The sequence below is a fragment of the Acaryochloris thomasi RCC1774 genome, from assembly GCF_003231495.1.
In the GTDB taxonomy this organism is placed as follows: Bacteria; Cyanobacteriota; Cyanobacteriia; order Thermosynechococcales; family Thermosynechococcaceae; genus RCC1774.
Genome location: NZ_PQWO01000031.1, coordinates 20,464 through 39,875, shown reverse-complemented (window position 1 = coordinate 39,875; position 19,412 = coordinate 20,464). Strand labels below are relative to the sequence as shown.

The window sequence follows — 19,412 nt, the reverse complement described above, 5'->3', positions numbered from 1 at the left end:
CCTATACCTAGAAAGGAATGTGTCAATTTCGCTGCCTCGAAAAATGCGAAAATTAGCGCCTGAAACCTATACCCTCAAAAAGTTACAGCCTTAGCGTTGTTTTCTGTTCCGATGTACCCTAAACACCATCATGTTTTGGGGAGAGTATCAAAGGTCAGCTAGAGGCTCTATTTTTTTGAGGCGCTGCTGAGAACGTTACAGAGGGTACTGCCAGGGAAAAGCGAAAGGTCACTGTGAGTTAAACAGTGACCTCAAAAGCAATGCTTCATTTTATTTTGTTGTTGGGCCTTAGTGTAAAAAGAAACCCGCCAGGAGTAGGGGAATCAAAAAGAGTACAAGGGTTAGCCCAGCAACATTCGCTGGATCAATGTGAGAAACATCATGCTTGTCGATGATTTCTGTCGGTTGAATCGGTTCCATAGCATTCTCCAATCCCGTGGAATAAGTGCTTAACTTCTTTCAACCTAACGCTAGACCGATTTAGAGTACCTGCCCAGATATCCGCCTCAATAGGTTCAGCTATCCACATCGGTTGCCGTCATACTCAAATAGTGTTCCAAATAATCATGTGGTGTAGATTCTGAGAGCTACATACAGCGCTGGCTCAGAGTGAAATTGAAAGATTACATGGATCTCTTAGTGGCTCCCTTGTCGTGACTCAACCTTGAAGACAACCGACCTCACAAGTTTCTCAAACTCTTGACTTACAACACAGGTGGGGCGTTGCATTCCCTATATTCATGGTTCTAGCCAACTCCTTATGGGTGTGAGGGGTATCGGAATTTCAACGCTCCACGTCAACAAGCGATGGAACTGCGATGGCCGTTAAAACCCTCAGGATCGATGATCAGCTGATCAGCGCTCGCGCTGAGGAAACGCTGCTAGAAGCAGCAGAGGCGGCTGGGATTCATATCCCGACCCTATGCTATCTGGAAGGCGTTTCCACCGTTGGAGCCTGTCGCATCTGTCTAGTCGAAGTGGTCGGGAGTTCAAAGCTCTTGCCTGCCTGCGTCACTCCTGTGGCGGAAGGCATGGTTGTCAAAACTCATACGGAACGATTACAGAACTATCGACGCATGATTGTGGAGTTATTGTTTGCAGAAGGTAATCATGTTTGCTCAGTCTGTGTCTCCAATGGCAATTGTGAATTGCAGGATCTTGCGATTGAGACGGAAATCGATCACATTCGCTTCGACTATCAGTACCCCGACCGTAGGGTTGATGTCTCCCACGCTCAATTTGGATTAGACCCCAACCGCTGTATTCTCTGTACCCGCTGTGTGCGAGTCTGTGATGAACTCGAAGGTGCTCACACCTGGGATTTGGCTGGACGGGGCCGAGCGTCTGAAGTGATTACTGATCTCCATCAACCCTGGGGGGAAGCCTCAAGCTGTACCTCCTGCGGAAAGTGCGTCAACGCCTGTCCCACTGGAGCCATCTTCAATCGCGGGTCAACGGTCGGTGAAATGGAACATAATCGCGATCAGCTTGAATTTCTTGCGATCGCTCGGACGAAACGGGAATGGGTGAGTCAAACATGATGGCAAAACCAACGTTAGCGACCGTATGGCTCGGAGGATGCTCCGGTTGCCACATGTCCTTTTTGGACTTGGATGAGTGGCTGTTTGATCTGGCTCAGCAAGTTGACCTAGTATTCAGTCCGTTTATGGATGCTAAACAGTATCCCGAGGGAGTTGATATTGCTTTAGTCGAGGGGGCGGTGGCGAATGAAGACAATCTGGAGATGATTCGGTTGGTGCGCGATCGCACTCAATATCTGATCTCCTTCGGCGACTGCGCGGTTACGGGCAATGTCACGGCCTTGCGGAACGTTCTGGGGACAGCAGAGCCTGTCCTGCAGCGCTCTTACTTTGATGTCGCAGATCTGTACCCGCCAATCCCGATGGACTCTGACATTGTGCCTCCCCTGCTTGATCAAGTGCGCCCGTTGCATACCGTTGTCCCTGTCGATCTCTATTTGCCGGGTTGTCCGCCACCCGCCCCTCGGATTCGGTTTGCATTAGAAGCACTGCTCCGAGGGGAGATTCCAGACCTGGAGGGACGTGAACAGATCAAATTCGGTTAGGTCGGGTCACAACCGCTTTCAATTGACTGCAGTTAATTTTTGAGGAGAACAACCATGCTAAAAGCAAGAGACATCATGACCCAAAATGTAATTGTGATCTGGGATGCTGCAACGGCGGCCCAGGCGATTGCCCTTATGCAGCATCATAAGGTTCGTTCGTTGATTGTTGAACGTTCAGATCGGTCAAAAGCCTACGGCATGGTAACCGAGCGTGATATTGTCTATCGAGTCATGGCCCTGGGCAAAGATCCCAGCCAAGTTGGCATTGGAGAACTTGTCCGTGAACCCTGCATCACCGCTCACCCCGATCTCACCCTTGAAGAAGTCGCTCAGCTCTTTGCGGCAACAGGGATTCAACGCGCCCCAGTAATTCAAGAAGAGAGGTTGCTCGGAATCATTTCTGTCACTGATTTGGTGATTAAGACTGATATCGCTCAGCAACGCCAGGACGACCAGCTCTCACAACAAATTGATGAGGCTTTGCAACACGCTCGGATTATCTGTGGGGACTCGCAAACCCAAATTTCTAAGGAATGCGCTGTTGTCTGGGATGTCGTCGAAGAATACGAAGCTCAAACAGACAAGTTAAGGAATCTATCTCACTCTTCTTAGTTTTTGGAGGGACGGTGAATAGAGAGCATCTTTCGGGATGACCTCAAGATTATGTAGACAGATTGTCGTACCGCTTGATCATAGTCAGGAGGGGTATAACCAATGAAAATCAAGCAGCCGAGGCGAAACCTTAAACATATACTGTGCTTTTTAGCATCCTTGTTTGTTGCTCCGTTCTTACTGTCAATCGCAGCCATTGGATCGCCGCAGTTTCAGACCGGTGATCAGATCATCGTTGGTGCGCAGGAGGTCATTGCCGACACTTTATACGCCACCGGAGACCGGATTACTCTTGATGGAACCTTGAAGCGGAATGTGTTTGCCGCTGGGGACATCGTGACCCTGACCGGCACCGTTGATAATGATGTTTACCTCGCTGGGGAAACGATTACCATTGACGGCATCGTGAAAGGCGATGCGATTGTTGCTGGAGCGCTGATTACGCTCAACGGAGATGTCGAAGGGGATTTAATCGCTGCAGGGCAGTCTGTCGTCGTGAACGGCATCGTCAAAGATGATGTTCGGATTGCTGGGCAATCGCTTCTCTTTAAAAACAAGGCTCAGGTTACCGATGACGTGATTGCAGCAGGCTTCAGCTTCGAAAGTCAGCCCCAGAGTACTATTGGCGGTAGCCTCAATCTCGCCAGTGGTCAGACATTACTGGCAGGGACCATTAATCAACATGTTGTGGGTGGTGCCGGAGGACTGACCTTGAGCGGTACTGTGGGTCAAGATATGACGGTTGCCGTGGGCGATCAGAAACCTTGGCGACCACCCTTTGCACCGCGTTCCTCTATTGATAGCCCCAATGTGGCGGCGGGCTTAACGTTGACGGATTCTGCACGAATCAAAGGGCAATTGACCTACAAAGCTCAAGCCGATGCCAATATCAGTGATGGGGCGCAGGTAGCTGGAACGATTGTCCGTGAACCCCTCCCCAACTGGGAACCCTCGTCTCCTAGTTTGACGGCAATCATTTTTCAACAGCTTCAACGGTTACTCACCGTAGGTCTAGTCGGGTGTTTCCTGCTCTGGCGGTTCCCGAACTGGACTCAGGGTTTGGCCCAGAGTATTCAGACTCAACCCATTAAAGCTTTTGGATGGGGGATTGTAACGAGCCTGGTTGTGGGGGTTGTTGGAGTTGCGATCTCAACCCTAACAACTCTCCTCTTCGTCCTCTTAATCTTCACTCTCAGCGGCTTAGCCTTCCCTGTTCTTGGGGTGGGGGCACTCACGAATCTTGCCCTATTGGTCGGATTTGGCAGCTTTGCCAGTCTGATTGCCCCGGTCGTAATCAGCAACATGGGCGGTCACTGGTTGCTCAAGCAAATCCATGCAGCTCAGGCCACAAGCCGATACACGTCCTTTCTGGTAGGCCTCATTCTTTTGGTCCTGCTCACGGCTATTCCCCTAGTGGGAGGCATCTTGAGTCTTATCGTTATTTTGATGGGCCTAGGAGCGCTCTGGAAATGGGGGGCATCACACCTGCCTCAGCGTCATCCCCCAGCTCAAGCTCAATTGGAAGGATAGAGCCTAGCCATCTGTAAACGCTATCGAAGATAAACTATGAAGAAAGTTTCTGAAATTATGACCACTGATGTTGCCACAATTCCGGGTTCCGCCAGGGTCTCCGATGCCGTAAACCTAATGCGACGCAAAGGCATTCATACTCTAATTGTGGATCAAAGTCATGAGCAAGATGCCTACGGCATTGTGACGGCCTTCGATATTGTTGCCAAAGTCACGGCCACGGGTCGGAATCCGAGGCAGGTCAGGGTCTATGAAATTATGACTAAGCCTTGCCTCGTCCTCAATCCTGAGTTAGGGGTCGAGTATGCGGCCAAGTTAATGACATCGGCTGGTATTCATACCGCTCCGATTATCCAATGGAACCTGTTGGGGATTCTTTCGGTCACTGACATTCTCAATCAGGGTGACTTTTTAGAAAATCCTCAGGAAGACGCGCTTGCTAAACAATTTCAGGCTTTGCTGACTACCGCACGGGCAACCTGTAAGCAAAATGGAGCAGCATCCGATGCCTGTCGTCAGGCTTGGGATGCAGTGGATGCGGTAGAGGCAGAAGCTGCCTATCAGAAAGCAGAAATCCTAGAGAAAACAGCCTTTGAAGAGTTTTGTGAGGAATATCCCGAAGCCTTCAAAGATCGTGAGTATGATACTTGGTGTAGCGGCTGATGGCGAAGAGAATTATCATCGACCCGGTGACGCGGATTGAAGGACATGCCAAAATCTCTATTTATCTCGATGACGCTGGAGAGGTAACTGATGCTCGCTTCCACGTCACTGAGTTTCGGGGATTTGAAAAATTCTGTGAGGGGCGACCTTTCTGGGAGATGCCGGGAATTACCCCTCGTATCTGTGGCATTTGCCCGGTGAGTCACCTGTTGGCCTCAGCTAAGGCAGGAGATAACATCCTTGCCGTCCAAATTCCGCCTGCGGCGGAGAAACTGCGGCGGTTAATGAACCTCGGCCAAATTATTCAGTCCCACGCCCTCAGCTTCTTCCATCTCAGTAGTCCTGACCTTCTGTTGGGTTGGGAAAGCGATCCGGCTCAGCGCAACGTTTTTGGACTGATGGCCGCAGAACCCAAGCTGGCCCGCAGCGGTATCCGAATGCGACAGTTCGGCCAAGAAGTGATTGAACAACTAGGCGGACAAAAGATACATCCGGCTTGGGCCGTGCCGGGAGGCGTCCGGGAAGCGCTCACGGAGGAAGGTTGCGATCTCATCCGTGGCTGGCTACCAGAGGTTCAATCGACCGCAATTTCAACCCTCAACCGCTTCAAGGATTTGCTGGATGAGCACGCTAGTGAAGCTAAAATCTTTGGTAATTTCCCGAGCTTGTTTATGGGCCTAGTGAGCGCAGACGGCACCTGGGAGCATTACGGCGGAACGCTTCGATTTGTAGATAGTGGCGGGAATGTGATTGCTGATCATCTAGACCCGACAAAGTTCCAGACGTTTATTGGTGAAGCGGTTCAGCCTGATTCTTATCTTAAATCTCCTTACTATCGACCCTTGGGGTATCCAGATCAACAGTCTGGCATGTGTCATCTCGAAAGTGGCATGTATCGGGTTGGTCCCCTGGCGCGGTTGAATATTTGCGATCGCATCGGCACTCCCCTCGCTGATCAAGAACTAGAGGAATTCCGACAGCGAGGTAATGGTACCGTCAATTCTTCTTTTTTCTATCACTATGCTCGTCTAATTGAAATTTTGGCCTGTATTGAGATAATCAGCCTGCAATTGGAAGATCCAGATTTATTCGACTCTCATTTGCGTGCCCATGCTGATGTGAATCAGCTAGAAGGCATTGGAGTTAGTGAAGCTCCTCGAGGGACTTTATTTCATCACTATCAGGTTGACGAGACTGGTTTACTTAGGACCGTTAACTTGATTATTGCTACTGGGCAAAACAACCTTGCTATGAATCGCACCGTTGCCCAAATCGCTCGTCATTACATTCATGGTTTTGATATCCCAGAACCGATGCTAAATCGAGTAGAAGCGGGTATTCGAGCCTTCGACCCCTGCTTGAGTTGCTCAACCCATGCTATGGGACAAATGCCTTTACATATTCAGTGTATTCATCAAACAACCAATGTTTTACTCAGTGAAGTCTGGAAGGACTGAGAGTTCCTTTGCCTAGATGATAGGTTGTGACCGCTTATCTAAGTACATCACACATGGTTTTACCCTCTTCATATTGGCAACAACACCTGCATTCCCTTGGGCTTTCTGGCGGTCTCCGGCTCTGGCACTTCCGCTGGTATTGACAACTTAACTGGTATGGCACCTCACCGAAGTCTATGACACGCTTAGGTGATGAGCATTTCCTACAAACGACATCGATTCCCTGCCGAGATTATCTCCTACTGCGTCTGGCTGTATTACACCTTCCCCCTGAGCTTCAGAGATATCCAGAAGATGATTATGTACCGGGGCATTGAGGTTACTTACGACGCGATCCGAAAGTGGTGCCGGAAATTCGCTCAAGCCTATGCTAACCAGATTCGCCGCCGTCGCCCCAAACCTTCTGACAAGTGGCATTTTGATGAAGTTGTCATCAAAATAAAAGGCAAGAAATACTATTTGTGGCGAGCGGTCGATAAGCATGGCCAAGTGATTGATATCTTGATGCAGAGTCGTCGCAATGAAGCTGCTGCCGACAAGTTTTTCCGAAAACTTCTGAAACCTCAAGCGGCTCCACCTAGAGTGTTGATCACCGACAAACTCGGGAGCTATGGTGCCGCAAAGAAGAAGATTCTTAAGGGAGTAGATCATAGACAGCATAAGGGATTGAATAACAGGGCAGAGAACTCACATCGACCGACAAGAGTACGAGAGAGGCGGATGGGTCGCTTCAAATCCCCAGGTCATGCTCAACGCTTTCTATCTGCTTTTGAACCCATCCGAGGACACTTTCACCCCTTTCAACATCAATTACCAGCACCTGCCAGCACCTGAATTTAGCGAAGCAATGAGTCAGCGTTTTGAAAGCTGGCGTGAGCTAACAGGTCTGAATGCTGCTGCATAAATCTCCAGCCTGAACCAAACGTCGGAAAGTAGTGCCTCTATTTGTTGACAAGTAGTTAAGTTGTCAATGCCGGCAGCAGGAGGACCGATAGATCAGAGCCAAGGGTTTTACTGGCAACGTTGATTGTTTGACCATGCCATTGCCATGTGTAGGTTGACACAGTGCTCTCTAGATCAGTGTGGGATAGATAGCATCTCAAGCTCCATCAGCCGTAAACCTGATCCTCATCGTCTTTTGTATCTGTACCTTGAATCTGGGTTCGCCAGCACCTCATCGCTCGGCATCCTCTCCCAGCACCCCAAACTTAGGGGACCACCAAGCCCCTTTAGATTGAAAGTAAACCACATCTTTGTGCTTTCGATTCTCCCTAGCAGCAGCACTCGAACAGCGCAGCAATGACTTTTGCTGTCCCTCCTTCGTGTAAAAGTATTCCTCCAGCTTCAGGTCACAGGCTGGGCAAACATACTCGGTTAATTTCGGTGCTTTCAGTCCCTCTCTGCTCCCCGAGCTTGCCGGTTGCTGCCAAGCCTTATCCCGGCTATTCCAAAACATCACTAACTCCTTACCCGGTTCGGCCTCACATCCCTGCTGACACTTCAGGAAAAATCCCTTCTTCACCTTCTTGTTCTTGGTCGGCACCTTTGACAATGCCTGATTACAAAGCGGGCACTTTGTCCGCGACTTATGCAGTTTCCTTTCCGGGTATTGCCCTGGCTTTGGTGCAGGTAGAGTACTCACCGCCTTACCCAAAGCTGGTTCAAGATAGTTCTGATTCCAACCGATCAGATACTGCTGCCAGTCTTGCTTCCCCTCCGAGATTAGATCAAGCTGCCCTTCCATCTGAGCCGTGAACTTGGCTTCGAGCAATTCTGGGAGCGCCTTGCCCATAAACTCATCTACCTCTAGCCCCATTGTCGTCGGCTGCAGCTGCTTCTTCAGCACCTCCACATACTGACGCAGTTTCAGGGTCTTAATTGTGGGTGCATAGGTAGAAGGACGACCAATCCCCTTCTTCTCCATGATCTGTACCAGCTTCGGTTCCGTAAAGCGGGACGGTGGCTGCGTTTGCTTTTGCTCATGACCCACCTGCTGAATCTGAAGCTGCTGACCATCCTGGAGAACAGGGAGTTGCTTGTCGGCACTGATGTCTTGCCAATACTTGCTGTAGCCCTTGAACTCCACCACCTGCCCTTTGGCTTGCCATTGGATTAGACCGGACCGGATCAAGACCTTCGTTTTCCGAATCTGAGCCGGTTTACATTGCGACGAGATCGCCCGCATCCAAATGAGAACGTACAGCTTGAATTCATCTTCAGGCAGCTCTTGCTTTAGGCCCGCAGAACTTTTGGTTAGGTCAGTCGGTCGAATCGCTTCATGGGCCTCTTGAGCACCCTTCTTACTCCGTTGCTTTGCCACCTTCTGCGGGACATTCTCCGAGTCATTCGCCTGCAACCAACTGCGGGCCGCTTGGCAAAATTCAGAACTGAGCTGCACTGAATCCGTCCGCATGTAAGTTATCAGACCCTTCTCATAGAGCTTTTGAGCCACCTCCATCGTCCGCTCTGGGCTGAGTTTCTGACGTGACCCTGCCGCCTGCTGCAGGCTAGAGGTAATAAACGGAGCTGGGGGTTGCTTGGGGCTGAGCTTTCCCTCTACTTGTTCAATGGTGTGACTCTCTTCCTGAGCAATATCTACAATGCGTTCTGCCTCAGCTTCACTCAAAACTCTGGTTGATTCTGGAGTGACGACTGAGGCACCCGCATCATCAATACTCGATAGTGCCTGATCTGAGGGTGAACTAGATCCGTGATAAAAAGCTCGAAAGCCTTCCTGATAGTCAACAAAAACAGACCAGTAATCCAGCGGTGTAAAAGCCTGGATTTCTCTCTCTCGCTGGCAGATCAGATGAAGGGTGGCAGATTGGACCCGGCCCACACTTTTTGCGCCATTGTTCAAGCGCCATACCAGGGGTGAGCCACGATAGCCGACTAATTTATCCAGACAGTCCCGACATCGGCCCGCATCGACAAGAGCTTGATTGAGCGGTCTGGGATTAGAAACTGCCGCTTTGACAGCCCGATCTGTGATCTCGGTATAGACAACGCGTTGAGCCTTTTTGAGGTGCAATGCATCTTGGAGATGCCAAGCGATTGTTTCCCCTTCGCGGTCGGGGTCAGTGGCGAGGAAGACTTGCTTGGCTTTTTTGGTCGCAGCTCGTAGGTCAGAGATCGTCTGTTTTGCTTGAGGGCTGCGGGGAATATAGCGACAGTCAATTTGATGAAGTCCAAGCTCAAAGCCAAGGGAGTCTTGACCATCGTTTGCCAGTTCACGGATGTGACCCACGCTGGCCTTCACTATCCAGTCACTGCCAAGGATGCCTTTGAGCTTCTTGATTTTGCCGGGGGACTCAACAATCAGGAGTTTCATGACTTTTAGCTTTGCCATAACCTGAAGCAGCATTCAATGGATTTGATTATTTCATCAAATGTATTGGGTTGATATATATTCCTCCAAATTAAACCGAAGTGATGACTATCAATGCCAGACGTGACCCACATCATCAGGCGCACCAAGCCATTCACTTAACTTAGTGAGTGTAAAGAAAGGGGCGTTGTTTGAGTTGTAGATCTTCAAACAACATATTTATGAGAAATAACATCATGAAAAAACTATCAATATTAGTTAAGCCACTTCTGGCCACGACTGCTATCGCCTTGATGTGTGGTCCCGCGTTAGCCGCGACCTGGGCCGCCCGTCACGGAATGACCTCAGCCCAATATCAACAACGGTTCGACCAGTATGTCAGCCAAGGCTATCGCTTATCAGATGTCAGCGGATACAGCATCAATGGCAAACCAAAATATGCAGCCATCTGGTCCCAAGGTCGTTCAGTCCCCTGGGTTGCACGGCACGGGATGACCTCGGCCCAATACCAACAGAAGTTTGATCAATATGTGGGCCAAGGCTATCAGCTCGTTGACGTCAGTGGGTATGAATCCAACGGCCAAGCACTCTATGCGGCCCTGTGGCAAAAACGTAGAGGTACAACACCTTGGCAAGCTCGTCACGGAATGAGCGCCTCCCAATACCAACAAACGTTTGATGTCCTAGTGGGCAAGGGATATCGCCTCACCCACGTCAGTGCTTACAACGTGGCCGGCAAAGCCCGATTTGCCGCAATCTGGCGCAAGGGTGGCAATGCTCAATGGAAAGCTCATCATGGAATGACTTCCTCTCAGTATCAGGCTAAATTCGACAGCCTTGTCTCTCAGGGTTATCGGCTAAGTACTGTCAGTGGCTATGAGGTCAACGGCATAGCCAAATATGCCGCACTGTGGGTCAAAGGAGGCTCATCTCCTTGGCAAGCTCGTCATGGCCTTAGTTCAGCTCAGTATCAGCAGACCTTTAATCAATTGACTTCCCAAGGATATCGGCTGACTCATGTGAGTGGCTATGAGGTCAATGGCCAAGCTAGATACGCCGCAATCTGGCGAAAAAGCTAGACATCCAGTTAGTTCATTGCTAGTTGTTCAGAATTACCCCGGCTTTCAATACAAGAAAGCCGGGGTAGTTATTTGTGTAAAAGTACGAATCAAGATATTCATCCCTTCTTCTCAAAACGGCAGCAGCAGCTGCATCTCTTTAGGTTTTCTGGCTGTCACTGGTAGTGGTTCAGGTACCTCCTCCATTTCAGAGCAATACCGGGCGTAGCTACAGCGAGCGCACTGCTCTCCTTTCTTCGGTCGCCATTCATCCTCTTTTTGTAGGCTAACCGCCAGCTTTTCGATTAAACGCTTTGATTCCTTCCGATGCTCTGGAGTAACTTCATAGGTGACTTTCTCACCCGTCCGTAGGTAGATGAGACTGAGCTTGTGGAGAGCCTGCTGATAGGTTTGTTTGAGAAGTAAATCGTAGAGACCCAATTGGATATCCACAGCATCCGGTGGGCTAACCAATTTTGTGGTCTTATAATCAATCAGCTCTAAGCCATCTTCGACATAATCCAGACGATCGTATTGGCCCCTAATGACAAACTCGTAGTAACCGACTCGGAAAGAACCCTTAATAGACTTCTCTACCCCTAATGGCTTTCTCAACATGGGTAAGGGTTCAACATACCTTTCGTAGTACTTCTGCAGCATCCGCCAACCGTCGTCTACTTGATTCGCTTTTAAGTCAACAGTGTGCGATTGCCAGCACTGAGAGAACCATTCGAGATTGGGAATGGGATAGGCATAGTTCCATTGCTCGTAGACATCTTTGAGAGCTGCATGGACAGCTTTGCCCAGTGCAGGAGAGCCAAAGGCTGACTGTTCCTTTAGTCCCCGCTCATAGCGGAAGTAGTAGGACTGGGGGCAACTCTTGTATAGCTTCAGTCGAGTTGCTGAGATGGGGTAAGCCATAGGCTTTAAAGAGAAGGTACTCGTATTATCTCGCGTTGTTTACCTTCAAGGGCAGGAATGCAGAAAGTTAGGGTACAAATATGGAAGTTAAATTGTACCCTAATACAATGACTCGGAAGTCTCCAAAGAAAACGGCGAATATTCAGCAGTTGCTTAAAGATGCTTCTAAGCTCTCTGATGCTGATTTGCGATCTTTAATCTCTGGGCTTGAGATTGTACTTAGAGAACGGGATTCAGATAGCAGTGATACAAATGGAGCTGAGCGAGATGAGTATGGAAGGCCCCTTAATCAGCAGGGTTACATCGAGCTGAAATATATCAGGGGTTGTGGACCCTATCGCTATCTGCGCTATTGGGATGGTAGAAAGCATCGCTCTGTTTATTTGGGAAAGGAAGAGTAAAAGATTTTGATATCTGCAGTGCTGGCCTAGTCATTGATAACTGGCATCCAAAATGCTTTGCTTAGTCTGTTCTATTCTCTTCACTTTTTATAGCTTTCTTCAAGCTGATTACAAGCTTTCCTAAGTCTTTCTCCACTCGTTGAATCTCTTTGCTTGAAGCCTCAGGATCGATACTCTCATAGATCTTCTCTGTTTTTTTGAGGTAGTTTCTCAGTTCATTGATAAGTGCGCACCCCTGCGCACTTATCTTTTCTTCTTTCTCTTCATTAAGAATATCTGTGATACGCCTTCTGCTTAGTCGAAATACAGACATTAGCTCTCTATTAAGAGATTTTTGGCCTTGGGCAGGACGTCCGCGAAGTTTCTCATAGCCAGCTTCTTCAAGCTTGCGAGCTGCGTCTTTGATCTCAGATGCTGTATAGTTTCTTCGTTGAGTGTTTTCTTCTACTTCTATCTGAAGCGCGTTGACAGTGTCAATGTCAGAATCAATGTCCATGATGCGGACTGGGACTCCCTCGGGGAAGAGTTCGTGGTATCTTTTTGGACTATTCTGGGAAAGCTTATGTAAGGCTGCCTTCCGATGAGCACCTGCTAATAATTGATGCTTCTTGTCAATGGTTAATGGGGTGATCAGGCCAATGACTGAAATGCTATTTACTAATTCTGATATATGTCCATCATTTAGGCCTCTAGTGTCACCAGTGGGTCTAGAGGCAATTTTGTTCAATGGAATATATATGTTGTCTTGAGTCTGTTGTTCAAGGATTGATTTAGCTACTGCGGGATCTGAAGACCTAGTTTTGGCTTTACTTAGATCAGCTCGACGAGGCATTCTTTATCTCCTTTTTCATCCAGGACCAGAGGCCAGATACTTCTTGAGCGGCGGCTGTGTCCTTTGATTCTTCAGTCACCCCTAGCCCTTCGATTGCAGCAGCTTGGAAGTTAGCTCGGTTGCAGATAGCCACGGGGCAGATAGGAAAGCCCAATTGAGCTTCCTCAATACTCTCTATCAGGGCTTTAGCGTTCGTATTGGGGTGCAATAGGTTCAAAGCAATTGCTGCAGGGCGGTTAATTAACTTGACTGCAGAGAGTGTAGTGGAAATGGAATCAAGCTCAAATTGTCCATATCGCAGCACAACTAAGACAAAATCTGACGCTTGCATAACTTCAATCACATTAGCGTCTAGTGTCCCTGGTGTATCGATGAAATTCCAGCGGGTATTAATTTTTTTGAGAGTAGCCGTAGCTCTTTTTGCGGGAACAGAAATGACTGATGGATTCTTGCTTGTGCGACGATCTCCCCAGTCCGCGAGTGATGCTTGATCGTCGCAGTCAATAATTGTGGATGTACGGGCAGCAACTGCCAGATTGGAGCAGAGTGTGCTTTTGCCTACTCCACCTTTGCGGCTCACAATTGCTATTGTTGTAGGCATTGTTGTATATGGATAATCAAAGATTAGAGGCTTATTACGAACTAAAGTAACACTTTGAATGAATGTCAGAAAAATATTTCATTATTTTGCCAAAGCATATGAAATTGCAACCTTAAATATTACTAAACTGAGCACTCATCCATCTCCGCGATCTCCTCAATCCAGCCTTGCATTTCAGCAAATCAGATCAAAGCATATTCACTCTGAGCCGCCTGGGTTTCGTAAGCAATATACCGATAGAAAGCATCCAAACTCTTGTGCCCTGAGATTGCCATGCATTTAGGCGCTTCCCACCCCTTTGTATAAAATAAGAATTGCAGCATAGATCGCCTAAACGAATGAGAGCTGACCCCAAAGAAAGCTTGCCTGCCCACCCTCGCCACCTCAGGCACCCTTGAGATCGCCTCATCAATCCCAGAGTCCTCTGCCGTTAATATACGTCTCACAGCCACTCCTAAAGCCTTATCAAACCCTTGAGTACTCCTAACTGGACAAACCCGCTTCCCGCTCACCTCAGAGACTCGTTGTCCCTCCACCCACCGCTGACGGAAATGCTTCTTCGGTCGATTTCCCCTTCTAGCCGGAAACAGATACCCCCTTTCCGGCAAATCATAGGCTTCCAACACCTGCTTCAAACTCGCCGCCATCTTCAGCGTGTGATAAGCAGCTGTCTTACTGTGCTCCTTGCGAAAGCGAATGATATCCCCCTGAACATCTTCCGCCTGCAGCCACGTCACCGCATTTATCCGAGCACAGCCATAGTAGGCAAAGTGGGCCATCAACTGATTCTGGTCACCCTCAATCATATCGATCAAGAACAGAACGGGTTCAGGGGTTTTGAAGGCCGTCGCCTGTCCCTGCCGATCTCTCCGATGCCCAGTATCATTCGGTTTCATGATCTCACCTAAGAGTTGGTAGTTTGTACAACTACCAACTAGTGTACTTAAAACCTGATGTCGTGGTGAGTTGATGTCGGTAGAGGCTGGAAATGATAAGCGAAGCTGATGGATCTCGGTCATAATCAAGGCTTTGACAAACTTTGACTATACTTTGCCTAATAAGCCATGTTAGCCTGTGCTTGATTCTGTAACTTCCTACTGGAGGGTGTTCGATGCCCAGGAAGGCCAACGAGAAATGCCGTCGCTGTGCCAAGCAGGGCGTTGACGTAGCCAAAGCAAAAGAGTGCTGGGTTGGGCAGAAGTGCCATGTGCGTCGGGCTTCCTATCGCCGCCGCGATCGCCGGAATCGAGAACGACGCGATCTGTATGCAGTGGAGACGGGAAAAGTCATTCCTGAGCAGACGGTGGAGCCTCCCATCAAACCTGCGGCCTACCGCTATTTCTATCGTGAGCGAGTGGATGCGCCGGTCCATGCCATTCAGTTTGACCTCTGGGTAGGCCAAGAGCGGGTGAGGATTGAGGAACCCGTGCATACGCTGGGCTGGAAAAAGGCAGATGTGACACGGCATTCGCTGAGGGTGCTCAAAAGTTTCTCGGGTGATTTGGTGGGGGGCGTGCTCCTGCAGTTTGAAGATGAGATGGATATACATCCGAGCGAGTGTCCAGTGCGCCCCTGTCCGCTGTGTCCTTGAGGTGAATGATGCTTCAACTTGAGCTGGATCTACAGTTACAGATTGAGACGGCAGAGCAAGATCCTGAAGAGAGTTCAGTCTCAGCTTTGCTGCCCAGCTTGGATCTGATCTGGGAGCTGGATGAGTTGCCCCCAGCTCAGCAGCTTGCGATCGCGGGAGACGTGTTCTTGCAGATCTCAGAGTATTACGGTTTGCGGGCTGATGTCTTGCTGGAGGGTTGGCACGACTCGCATAGCCTGGAAGGGCCAATCTATGACATTGATGACGGCTTGGTGCGTCGTTACATGGATTGTGATGACGGGCTGGTGGCTGAGCGGGAGCCGACCACTCGCCGGACTTTTCCTAAAGCTGAAGAGTTCTTTGCTGAGGTTGATGATCAGGAAGCTTTGTTGCAGGAGCTGGGCGTAGGTGATCCTTTGCCTGAGCCTGAGCCGGAAGAGGTGTTTGCTGTGATCGAAGAAGAAGATGTGGGGGCTTGGGTGGATGCGATCGCAAAGGTTCTGCAGGCAAAAGATGGACTGGTTCTTGTTCAGTTGAAAGAGAAGTTGGAGCTATCAATCGGGCGACTCTGGTTAGGATTATTGCTAGGCGGCTTTGATTTGCAGCAAGTTGGCGAGTTTTATAGTTTCGACATCATGGTGAAGTAAGTGAATTGGCCCTATCGTCATGGATTGTCGTTTATCCTACTCTTGAGTTTGGGAATATGGGGCTGCAATCGCTATGAACCTGAATATCAGCAATTAGAGAAGCATCTAGCCAGTGGTAACTGGCGTCAGGCTGACCAGTTGACCAAGCAACTATTTTATAAGGTGGGTCCAAGGCGTTCCGGTGGATTTCTTTCGCCCAACGGTTACCTATCGAGAGTGAAGTTCGAGAGCTTTCCTTGCAAAGATCTAAATAGAATCGAACAGATGTGGGCGACCCACAGCCAAGGACGGTTTGGGTTTACTGTTCAGAAGCGACTATATGTTGAAACAGGTAACACCATTGACGGAACCTTTGACTACAAAAGCTATCGCACCTTTCGTGAGCGTGTCGGGTGGATGAAAGATGGAAAGATTCTTTTGTACCATCAATTATCCTTTGAGGACTCGTCTCCTGTTGGTCATCTGCCAGCGATGAATACAAATGAAGCTGGAATTCGAGAGCCATTGTTCATGCGTCTAGAGGTTTGTCGAGCAATAGTGGATTAGAGGGCGTGGTGGATTGGGTCGATGCGATCCGGGCGTATCTGGATGATGATGTTCAACAGGTGTCTTTAGTTGAGCTGCAGGAAGGCTTGGGGTTATCTTTGGGACGATTGTGGCTGGGGCTGTTGTTCGGAGGGTTTTGCTTGGAGTCGCAGGGTGATCGCTTCTATGGGGGGAGGATTGAGGTGGGGGTGCCAAATCGACAAGGAGAATATCATGGCATCGAAAATTACGATTCAGAATCTATTCTCAATAGCTTCAAGCATATTGAAGTAGAATCAGTAACAAGTTGATTTATTACGCTTCCAAGGATTGTTGCGCTCGGAATCTTGAACCAGCTTAGCGAAGAACAGCATAAGTCTTGACCTAAACCTCGTTCTAACGGTTTCTGGGGTCACCTGAAAGCACCTAACTACGGCCATTCATCGACATACTGATCGATAAGTTGTTCAGCCAGTTTTCGTGATAGCTAAACCCATTGAGATCTTGAAATGGCGAGAGCCGCCCCTTTACTTCATCTCTGGTCTTGGTTCCGTAGGGATGAAAGTTCCACACTAAAGCCATTGCTCTCATTGATTGACGAGCTGAATCGATTTTCCCGTGAAAGTATTGCATAGAATAGAGTTGACGATTTTGATGATTCATCAACCTGTCTACTTCGTTCAGGGTTATTTCATTCTAGCCAAGTTCATGAGCTGGCTTTATAGTCATGGTGTTGTGGACGAATTTTCCTTTAACCATGAGCACCTTAGCCATCATAGATGCCTTCAAAGATTTACCCGACCACCGTCGCGGAGCCGGTCGTCGCCATAACCAGCCTCTGTGCTTAGCCTTGTTCACCCTATCGGTTACTGCAGGCTGTCGTGGCTTTATCGCCATCAGTGATTGGCTTAAAAGCTATCGAGCCGACCTGTTGGCCTTATTTGAGCCAGCCAAAGACCGGCTTCCGTCCTACAGCACCATTCGTCGAGTGTTGTTAGACCTCGATTACAAAGCCTATAGTGCTTGTCTAGCCAGCTTCTTTGAGATTGAACCATTGTCTGGCGAAACACTAGCATTTGAGGGGAAGGTGTTGCGCGGTTCTTACAATGTAGAGACTCCGGCGAGTACGAGTGAATCACATCGGGCCATTCAATTGGTCACCGTGTATATCGTCGAACGCGGCCTGATTTTGCCGATTCAACCAGTGGACAAGAAAAGCAATGAAATAACAGCCTTTCCGCCTGTGCTGCAGGCTTTAGCGCAACGGGGCGTCGTCTTTGCTTTTGATGCGCTCAACACCCAAAAAAACATGTCAGGCAATCATTGATTCAGGCAATCACTATTTAGGAGCAGTCAAAGGTAATCACGGTAACTTCTTCAAAGCCATCAAGCGGCACTTTCAGCCCCAAGAGCGCGTTGACAGCGTTGAGAGAGGACATGGTCGCGTTGAACGGCGCAGCGTCAGTATCTGCCGTTCGATTGAACTCTTTTCAGAGGCACAGCAATGGGCTGGACTGAAGACTATTATTCGAGTCGTTAGCTATCGTCATCTGCTCAAAGGAAAATATCTGATCATCAACAAGCCCACAACTCGCTATTACATCAGCTCCCTAGAGGAAACAGCTCAACAATTTTCACGACGCATTCGGGACTATTGGCATGTGGAGAATAAGGTCCATCATGTTCGAGATGTTACTCAGGGCGAGGACAATTCTCGAATACGGGTACAGCCACTACCCAACATCTTTGCTCTAGCACGTAATTTGGCGCTCAACCTGTATCGTCACAATGACTTTGACAATATGGCACAGGCACAACGAAGAGCTGGACAAGGGCTGGATGTTCTCGTCACTTTATTTAGAATGAAATAACCCTGCTACTTCGTTACTGGTTCGGTAGGCTTTTGGATAGGCATAGGCCACCTTAAACTTCGTCGCCTTACGACAGGCCTTGAACACTTATATGCGGAGGTGCGGGGAAGTGACATTCTCTTTGGTCCATTTTTGTAATTGACGCAACCCCTTCTGAAATCGAGTCTTATTGGGTTGCTTATACGCGGCCCAAAGCATTCCTGTCAGGCGCTTCCAGATCTCTGGCGTCCGACGACAGCTTTTTTGTATCTTCAACACCGAATGGAGAAAGCACAGGATCAAGGTTACGGTGGGGAAGATCGCTTTCATTGCTGTCTGTGTCGCGGGCCAGCCGTCATGATTAACAGTGTGGGGAGCATAGGCCGGATCTAGGTTCAGTGCTTCTTGGTGAAACTCGCGACAGCCTTCTGTCAGAGCTTTCGGACTTGCTGAATCTGTGACACTAACACCTAGGATACAACCGTTGGCGACAGTGGTGGGTAGAAAGACTTTCTCTCCTTTGAGCCAGCTATGTTTTTCATCGACAACCAGGTTTCTTGGTAGCAGCTTGAGATCTTTGATCGTCGTTCCGACAATGGAAGGCCGTCCCAGAGAGATGTAAGCCCGATACCAGTACATTGCGTTGCGGCCTAAGACATAGACGATGGCATCGAAGGGAACCGCAAACCGGCACAGGTAAAGGGCTTTCTCCATTTCATGGGTCTTACCGACCATGTAGGGCATCATGAAATCCGGTCGGAGCTGATAGATGTCTCCAGTGGCAGTCAGCTTGATGCGACGCAGGGTCAGATCTTGTTTGAAGGAGTAGATGAAATCATGGAACCGAAAGCCTGCCTCCATCTCTTTAGGGAATAGTTCCGGGTGAGTAGTCAAAGTCTGACTCAGATGGAGTCTGAAGCCCAGAGCATCTTGCACAAGCTCACGATATTGAGTTTCATTGTCGAAGGGTAGACAGATCGTGTGATCTCCGCGAGTTGAGGCTGCCATGCTTGCTATATTTTCCTTCGCTGAGAGAGTGCTAAAAGACTCTACAGTGAAAGAAGCATCAGATCCTTGAAGACCAAAGTAGGTACATATTCTGATAGACCCCAGATTCCGTTAGAACCAGGCTCAGACATAGTGGAAGGTAGATTATTTATGGATTGCAAGTCTTGATTCTGTAACTGTCAAGACTTGCAGCCTTTTTCTAACTTCTTAAGTCAGTGCCATTGATCTACAGAAGGCATAAACTATACATCGGAAGTGCAATAGAAGCTTTGCTGATTAAGTTCGACAAGTTGTAAAACTGA

At 48.8% G+C, this 19,412-nt stretch carries 19 protein-coding genes and 2 pseudogenes; 14 read left to right on the top strand and 7 right to left on the bottom strand.

All coding sequences use genetic code 11. The features are described 5' to 3' along the window. Positions 1–288: 288 nt before the first annotated feature. Positions 289–420, bottom strand: coding sequence for a hypothetical protein (locus C1752_RS29780; RefSeq protein WP_274704540.1), 132 nt, complete (start codon positions 418–420; stop codon positions 289–291). A gap of 398 nt (positions 421–818) precedes the next feature. Between C1752_RS29780 and hoxU the strand changes: the two genes are divergently transcribed. The 7 genes and pseudogenes from hoxU (at position 819) to C1752_RS25230 (ending at position 7,252) form a co-directional block, all read left to right on the top strand. Further along, positions 819–1,541: a bidirectional hydrogenase complex protein HoxU gene (gene hoxU / locus C1752_RS25260; RefSeq protein ID WP_110988822.1), complete on the top strand. Its 723-nt coding sequence runs from the start codon at positions 819–821 to the stop codon at positions 1,539–1,541. Continuing rightward, positions 1,541–2,086 (top strand): NADH-quinone oxidoreductase subunit B family protein, encoded by a 546-nt coding sequence (locus C1752_RS25255; protein ID WP_110988821.1) that lies wholly within the window; start codon positions 1,541–1,543, stop codon positions 2,084–2,086. The genes hoxU and C1752_RS25255 overlap by 1 nt, the downstream gene beginning before the upstream one ends. A gap of 54 nt (positions 2,087–2,140) precedes the next feature. After that, positions 2,141–2,698 carry a CBS domain-containing protein gene (locus tag C1752_RS25250; RefSeq protein ID WP_110988820.1) on the top strand — a complete coding sequence of 186 codons (558 nt, stop codon included), beginning with the start codon at positions 2,141–2,143 and terminating at the stop codon, positions 2,696–2,698. A gap of 102 nt (positions 2,699–2,800) precedes the next feature. After that, positions 2,801–4,228, top strand: a complete 1,428-nt coding sequence (locus C1752_RS25245; protein ID WP_110988819.1) for a DUF8173 domain-containing protein — start codon at positions 2,801–2,803, stop codon at positions 4,226–4,228. Positions 4,229–4,264: 36 nt separating this feature from the next. Beyond that, the gene (locus tag C1752_RS25240; protein WP_110988818.1) at positions 4,265–4,891 is read left to right on the top strand and encodes a CBS domain-containing protein; all 627 of its coding nucleotides are present in this window, start codon (positions 4,265–4,267) and stop codon (positions 4,889–4,891) included. Next, the gene (locus tag C1752_RS25235; RefSeq protein ID WP_110988817.1) at positions 4,891–6,348 is read left to right on the top strand and encodes a Ni/Fe hydrogenase subunit alpha; all 1,458 of its coding nucleotides are present in this window, start codon (positions 4,891–4,893) and stop codon (positions 6,346–6,348) included. The genes C1752_RS25240 and C1752_RS25235 overlap by 1 nt, the downstream gene beginning before the upstream one ends. Positions 6,349–6,540: 192 nt before the next feature. After that, positions 6,541–7,252: pseudogene (locus tag C1752_RS25230) on the top strand (IS6 family transposase). 270 nt (positions 7,253–7,522) lie between these two features. Here C1752_RS25230 and topA read toward each other — a convergent pair. Continuing rightward, positions 7,523–9,679 (bottom strand): type I DNA topoisomerase, encoded by a 2,157-nt coding sequence (gene topA / locus C1752_RS25220; protein ID WP_233501885.1) that lies wholly within the window; start codon positions 9,677–9,679, stop codon positions 7,523–7,525. 233 nt (positions 9,680–9,912) lie between these two features. Between topA and C1752_RS25215 the strand changes: the two genes are divergently transcribed. After that, on the top strand, positions 9,913–10,755 hold the full coding sequence (locus C1752_RS25215; RefSeq protein WP_110988816.1) for a hypothetical protein: 843 nt from the start codon (positions 9,913–9,915) through the stop codon (positions 10,753–10,755). Positions 10,756–10,866: 111 nt separating this feature from the next. On the opposite strand, the gene C1752_RS25210 is transcribed toward C1752_RS25215, so the two are convergent. Next, positions 10,867–11,655, bottom strand: coding sequence for a RecB family exonuclease (locus C1752_RS25210; protein ID WP_110988815.1), 789 nt, complete (start codon positions 11,653–11,655; stop codon positions 10,867–10,869). A 107-nt stretch (positions 11,656–11,762) separates the two neighbouring features. On the opposite strand from C1752_RS25210, the gene C1752_RS25205 reads away from it, so the two are divergent. Then, on the top strand, positions 11,763–12,056 hold the full coding sequence (locus C1752_RS25205; protein WP_110988814.1) for a hypothetical protein: 294 nt from the start codon (positions 11,763–11,765) through the stop codon (positions 12,054–12,056). A 61-nt stretch (positions 12,057–12,117) separates the two neighbouring features. On the opposite strand, the gene C1752_RS25200 is transcribed toward C1752_RS25205, so the two are convergent. The 3 genes from C1752_RS25200 to C1752_RS25190 form a co-directional block, all read right to left on the bottom strand. Further along, a complete protein-coding gene (locus tag C1752_RS25200; protein ID WP_110988813.1) occupies positions 12,118–12,888 on the bottom strand; it encodes a ParB/RepB/Spo0J family partition protein in 771 nt (256 codons plus the stop codon). Further along, on the bottom strand, positions 12,872–13,489 hold the full coding sequence (locus tag C1752_RS25195; RefSeq protein WP_110988812.1) for a nucleotide-binding protein: 618 nt from the start codon (positions 13,487–13,489) through the stop codon (positions 12,872–12,874). Before C1752_RS25195 ends, C1752_RS25200 begins: the two co-directional genes overlap by 17 nt. A gap of 182 nt (positions 13,490–13,671) precedes the next feature. Then, positions 13,672–14,385, bottom strand: coding sequence for a site-specific integrase (locus tag C1752_RS25190; RefSeq protein ID WP_110988811.1), 714 nt, complete (start codon positions 14,383–14,385; stop codon positions 13,672–13,674). A gap of 215 nt (positions 14,386–14,600) precedes the next feature. Here C1752_RS25190 and C1752_RS25185 point away from each other — a divergent pair, with 215 nt between their 5' ends. From C1752_RS25185 to C1752_RS30505, 5 genes and pseudogenes are all read left to right on the top strand, one after another. After that, positions 14,601–15,080 carry a hypothetical protein gene (locus tag C1752_RS25185; protein ID WP_110988810.1) on the top strand — a complete coding sequence of 160 codons (480 nt, stop codon included), beginning with the start codon at positions 14,601–14,603 and terminating at the stop codon, positions 15,078–15,080. Positions 15,081–15,088: 8 nt separating this feature from the next. Continuing rightward, complete coding sequence (locus C1752_RS25180) at positions 15,089–15,727, top strand: hypothetical protein (RefSeq protein ID WP_110988809.1); 639 nt, start codon at positions 15,089–15,091, stop codon at positions 15,725–15,727. Next, entirely contained in the window at positions 15,728–16,273 is a 546-nt protein-coding gene (locus C1752_RS25175; RefSeq protein WP_110988808.1) for a GUN4 domain-containing protein, read from the top strand. Next, a complete protein-coding gene (locus tag C1752_RS25170) occupies positions 16,252–16,563 on the top strand; it encodes a hypothetical protein (RefSeq protein WP_146242428.1) in 312 nt (103 codons plus the stop codon). The genes C1752_RS25175 and C1752_RS25170 overlap by 22 nt, the downstream gene beginning before the upstream one ends. 416 nt (positions 16,564–16,979) lie before the next feature. Further along, a pseudogene (locus C1752_RS30505) lies at positions 16,980–18,123 on the top strand (ISAs1 family transposase). Positions 18,124–18,210: 87 nt separating this feature from the next. On the opposite strand, the gene C1752_RS29105 reads toward C1752_RS30505, so the two are convergent. Next, the gene (locus C1752_RS29105; protein WP_199464522.1) at positions 18,211–19,110 is read right to left on the bottom strand and encodes a hypothetical protein; all 900 of its coding nucleotides are present in this window, start codon (positions 19,108–19,110) and stop codon (positions 18,211–18,213) included. Positions 19,111–19,412: the final 302 nt, after the last annotated feature.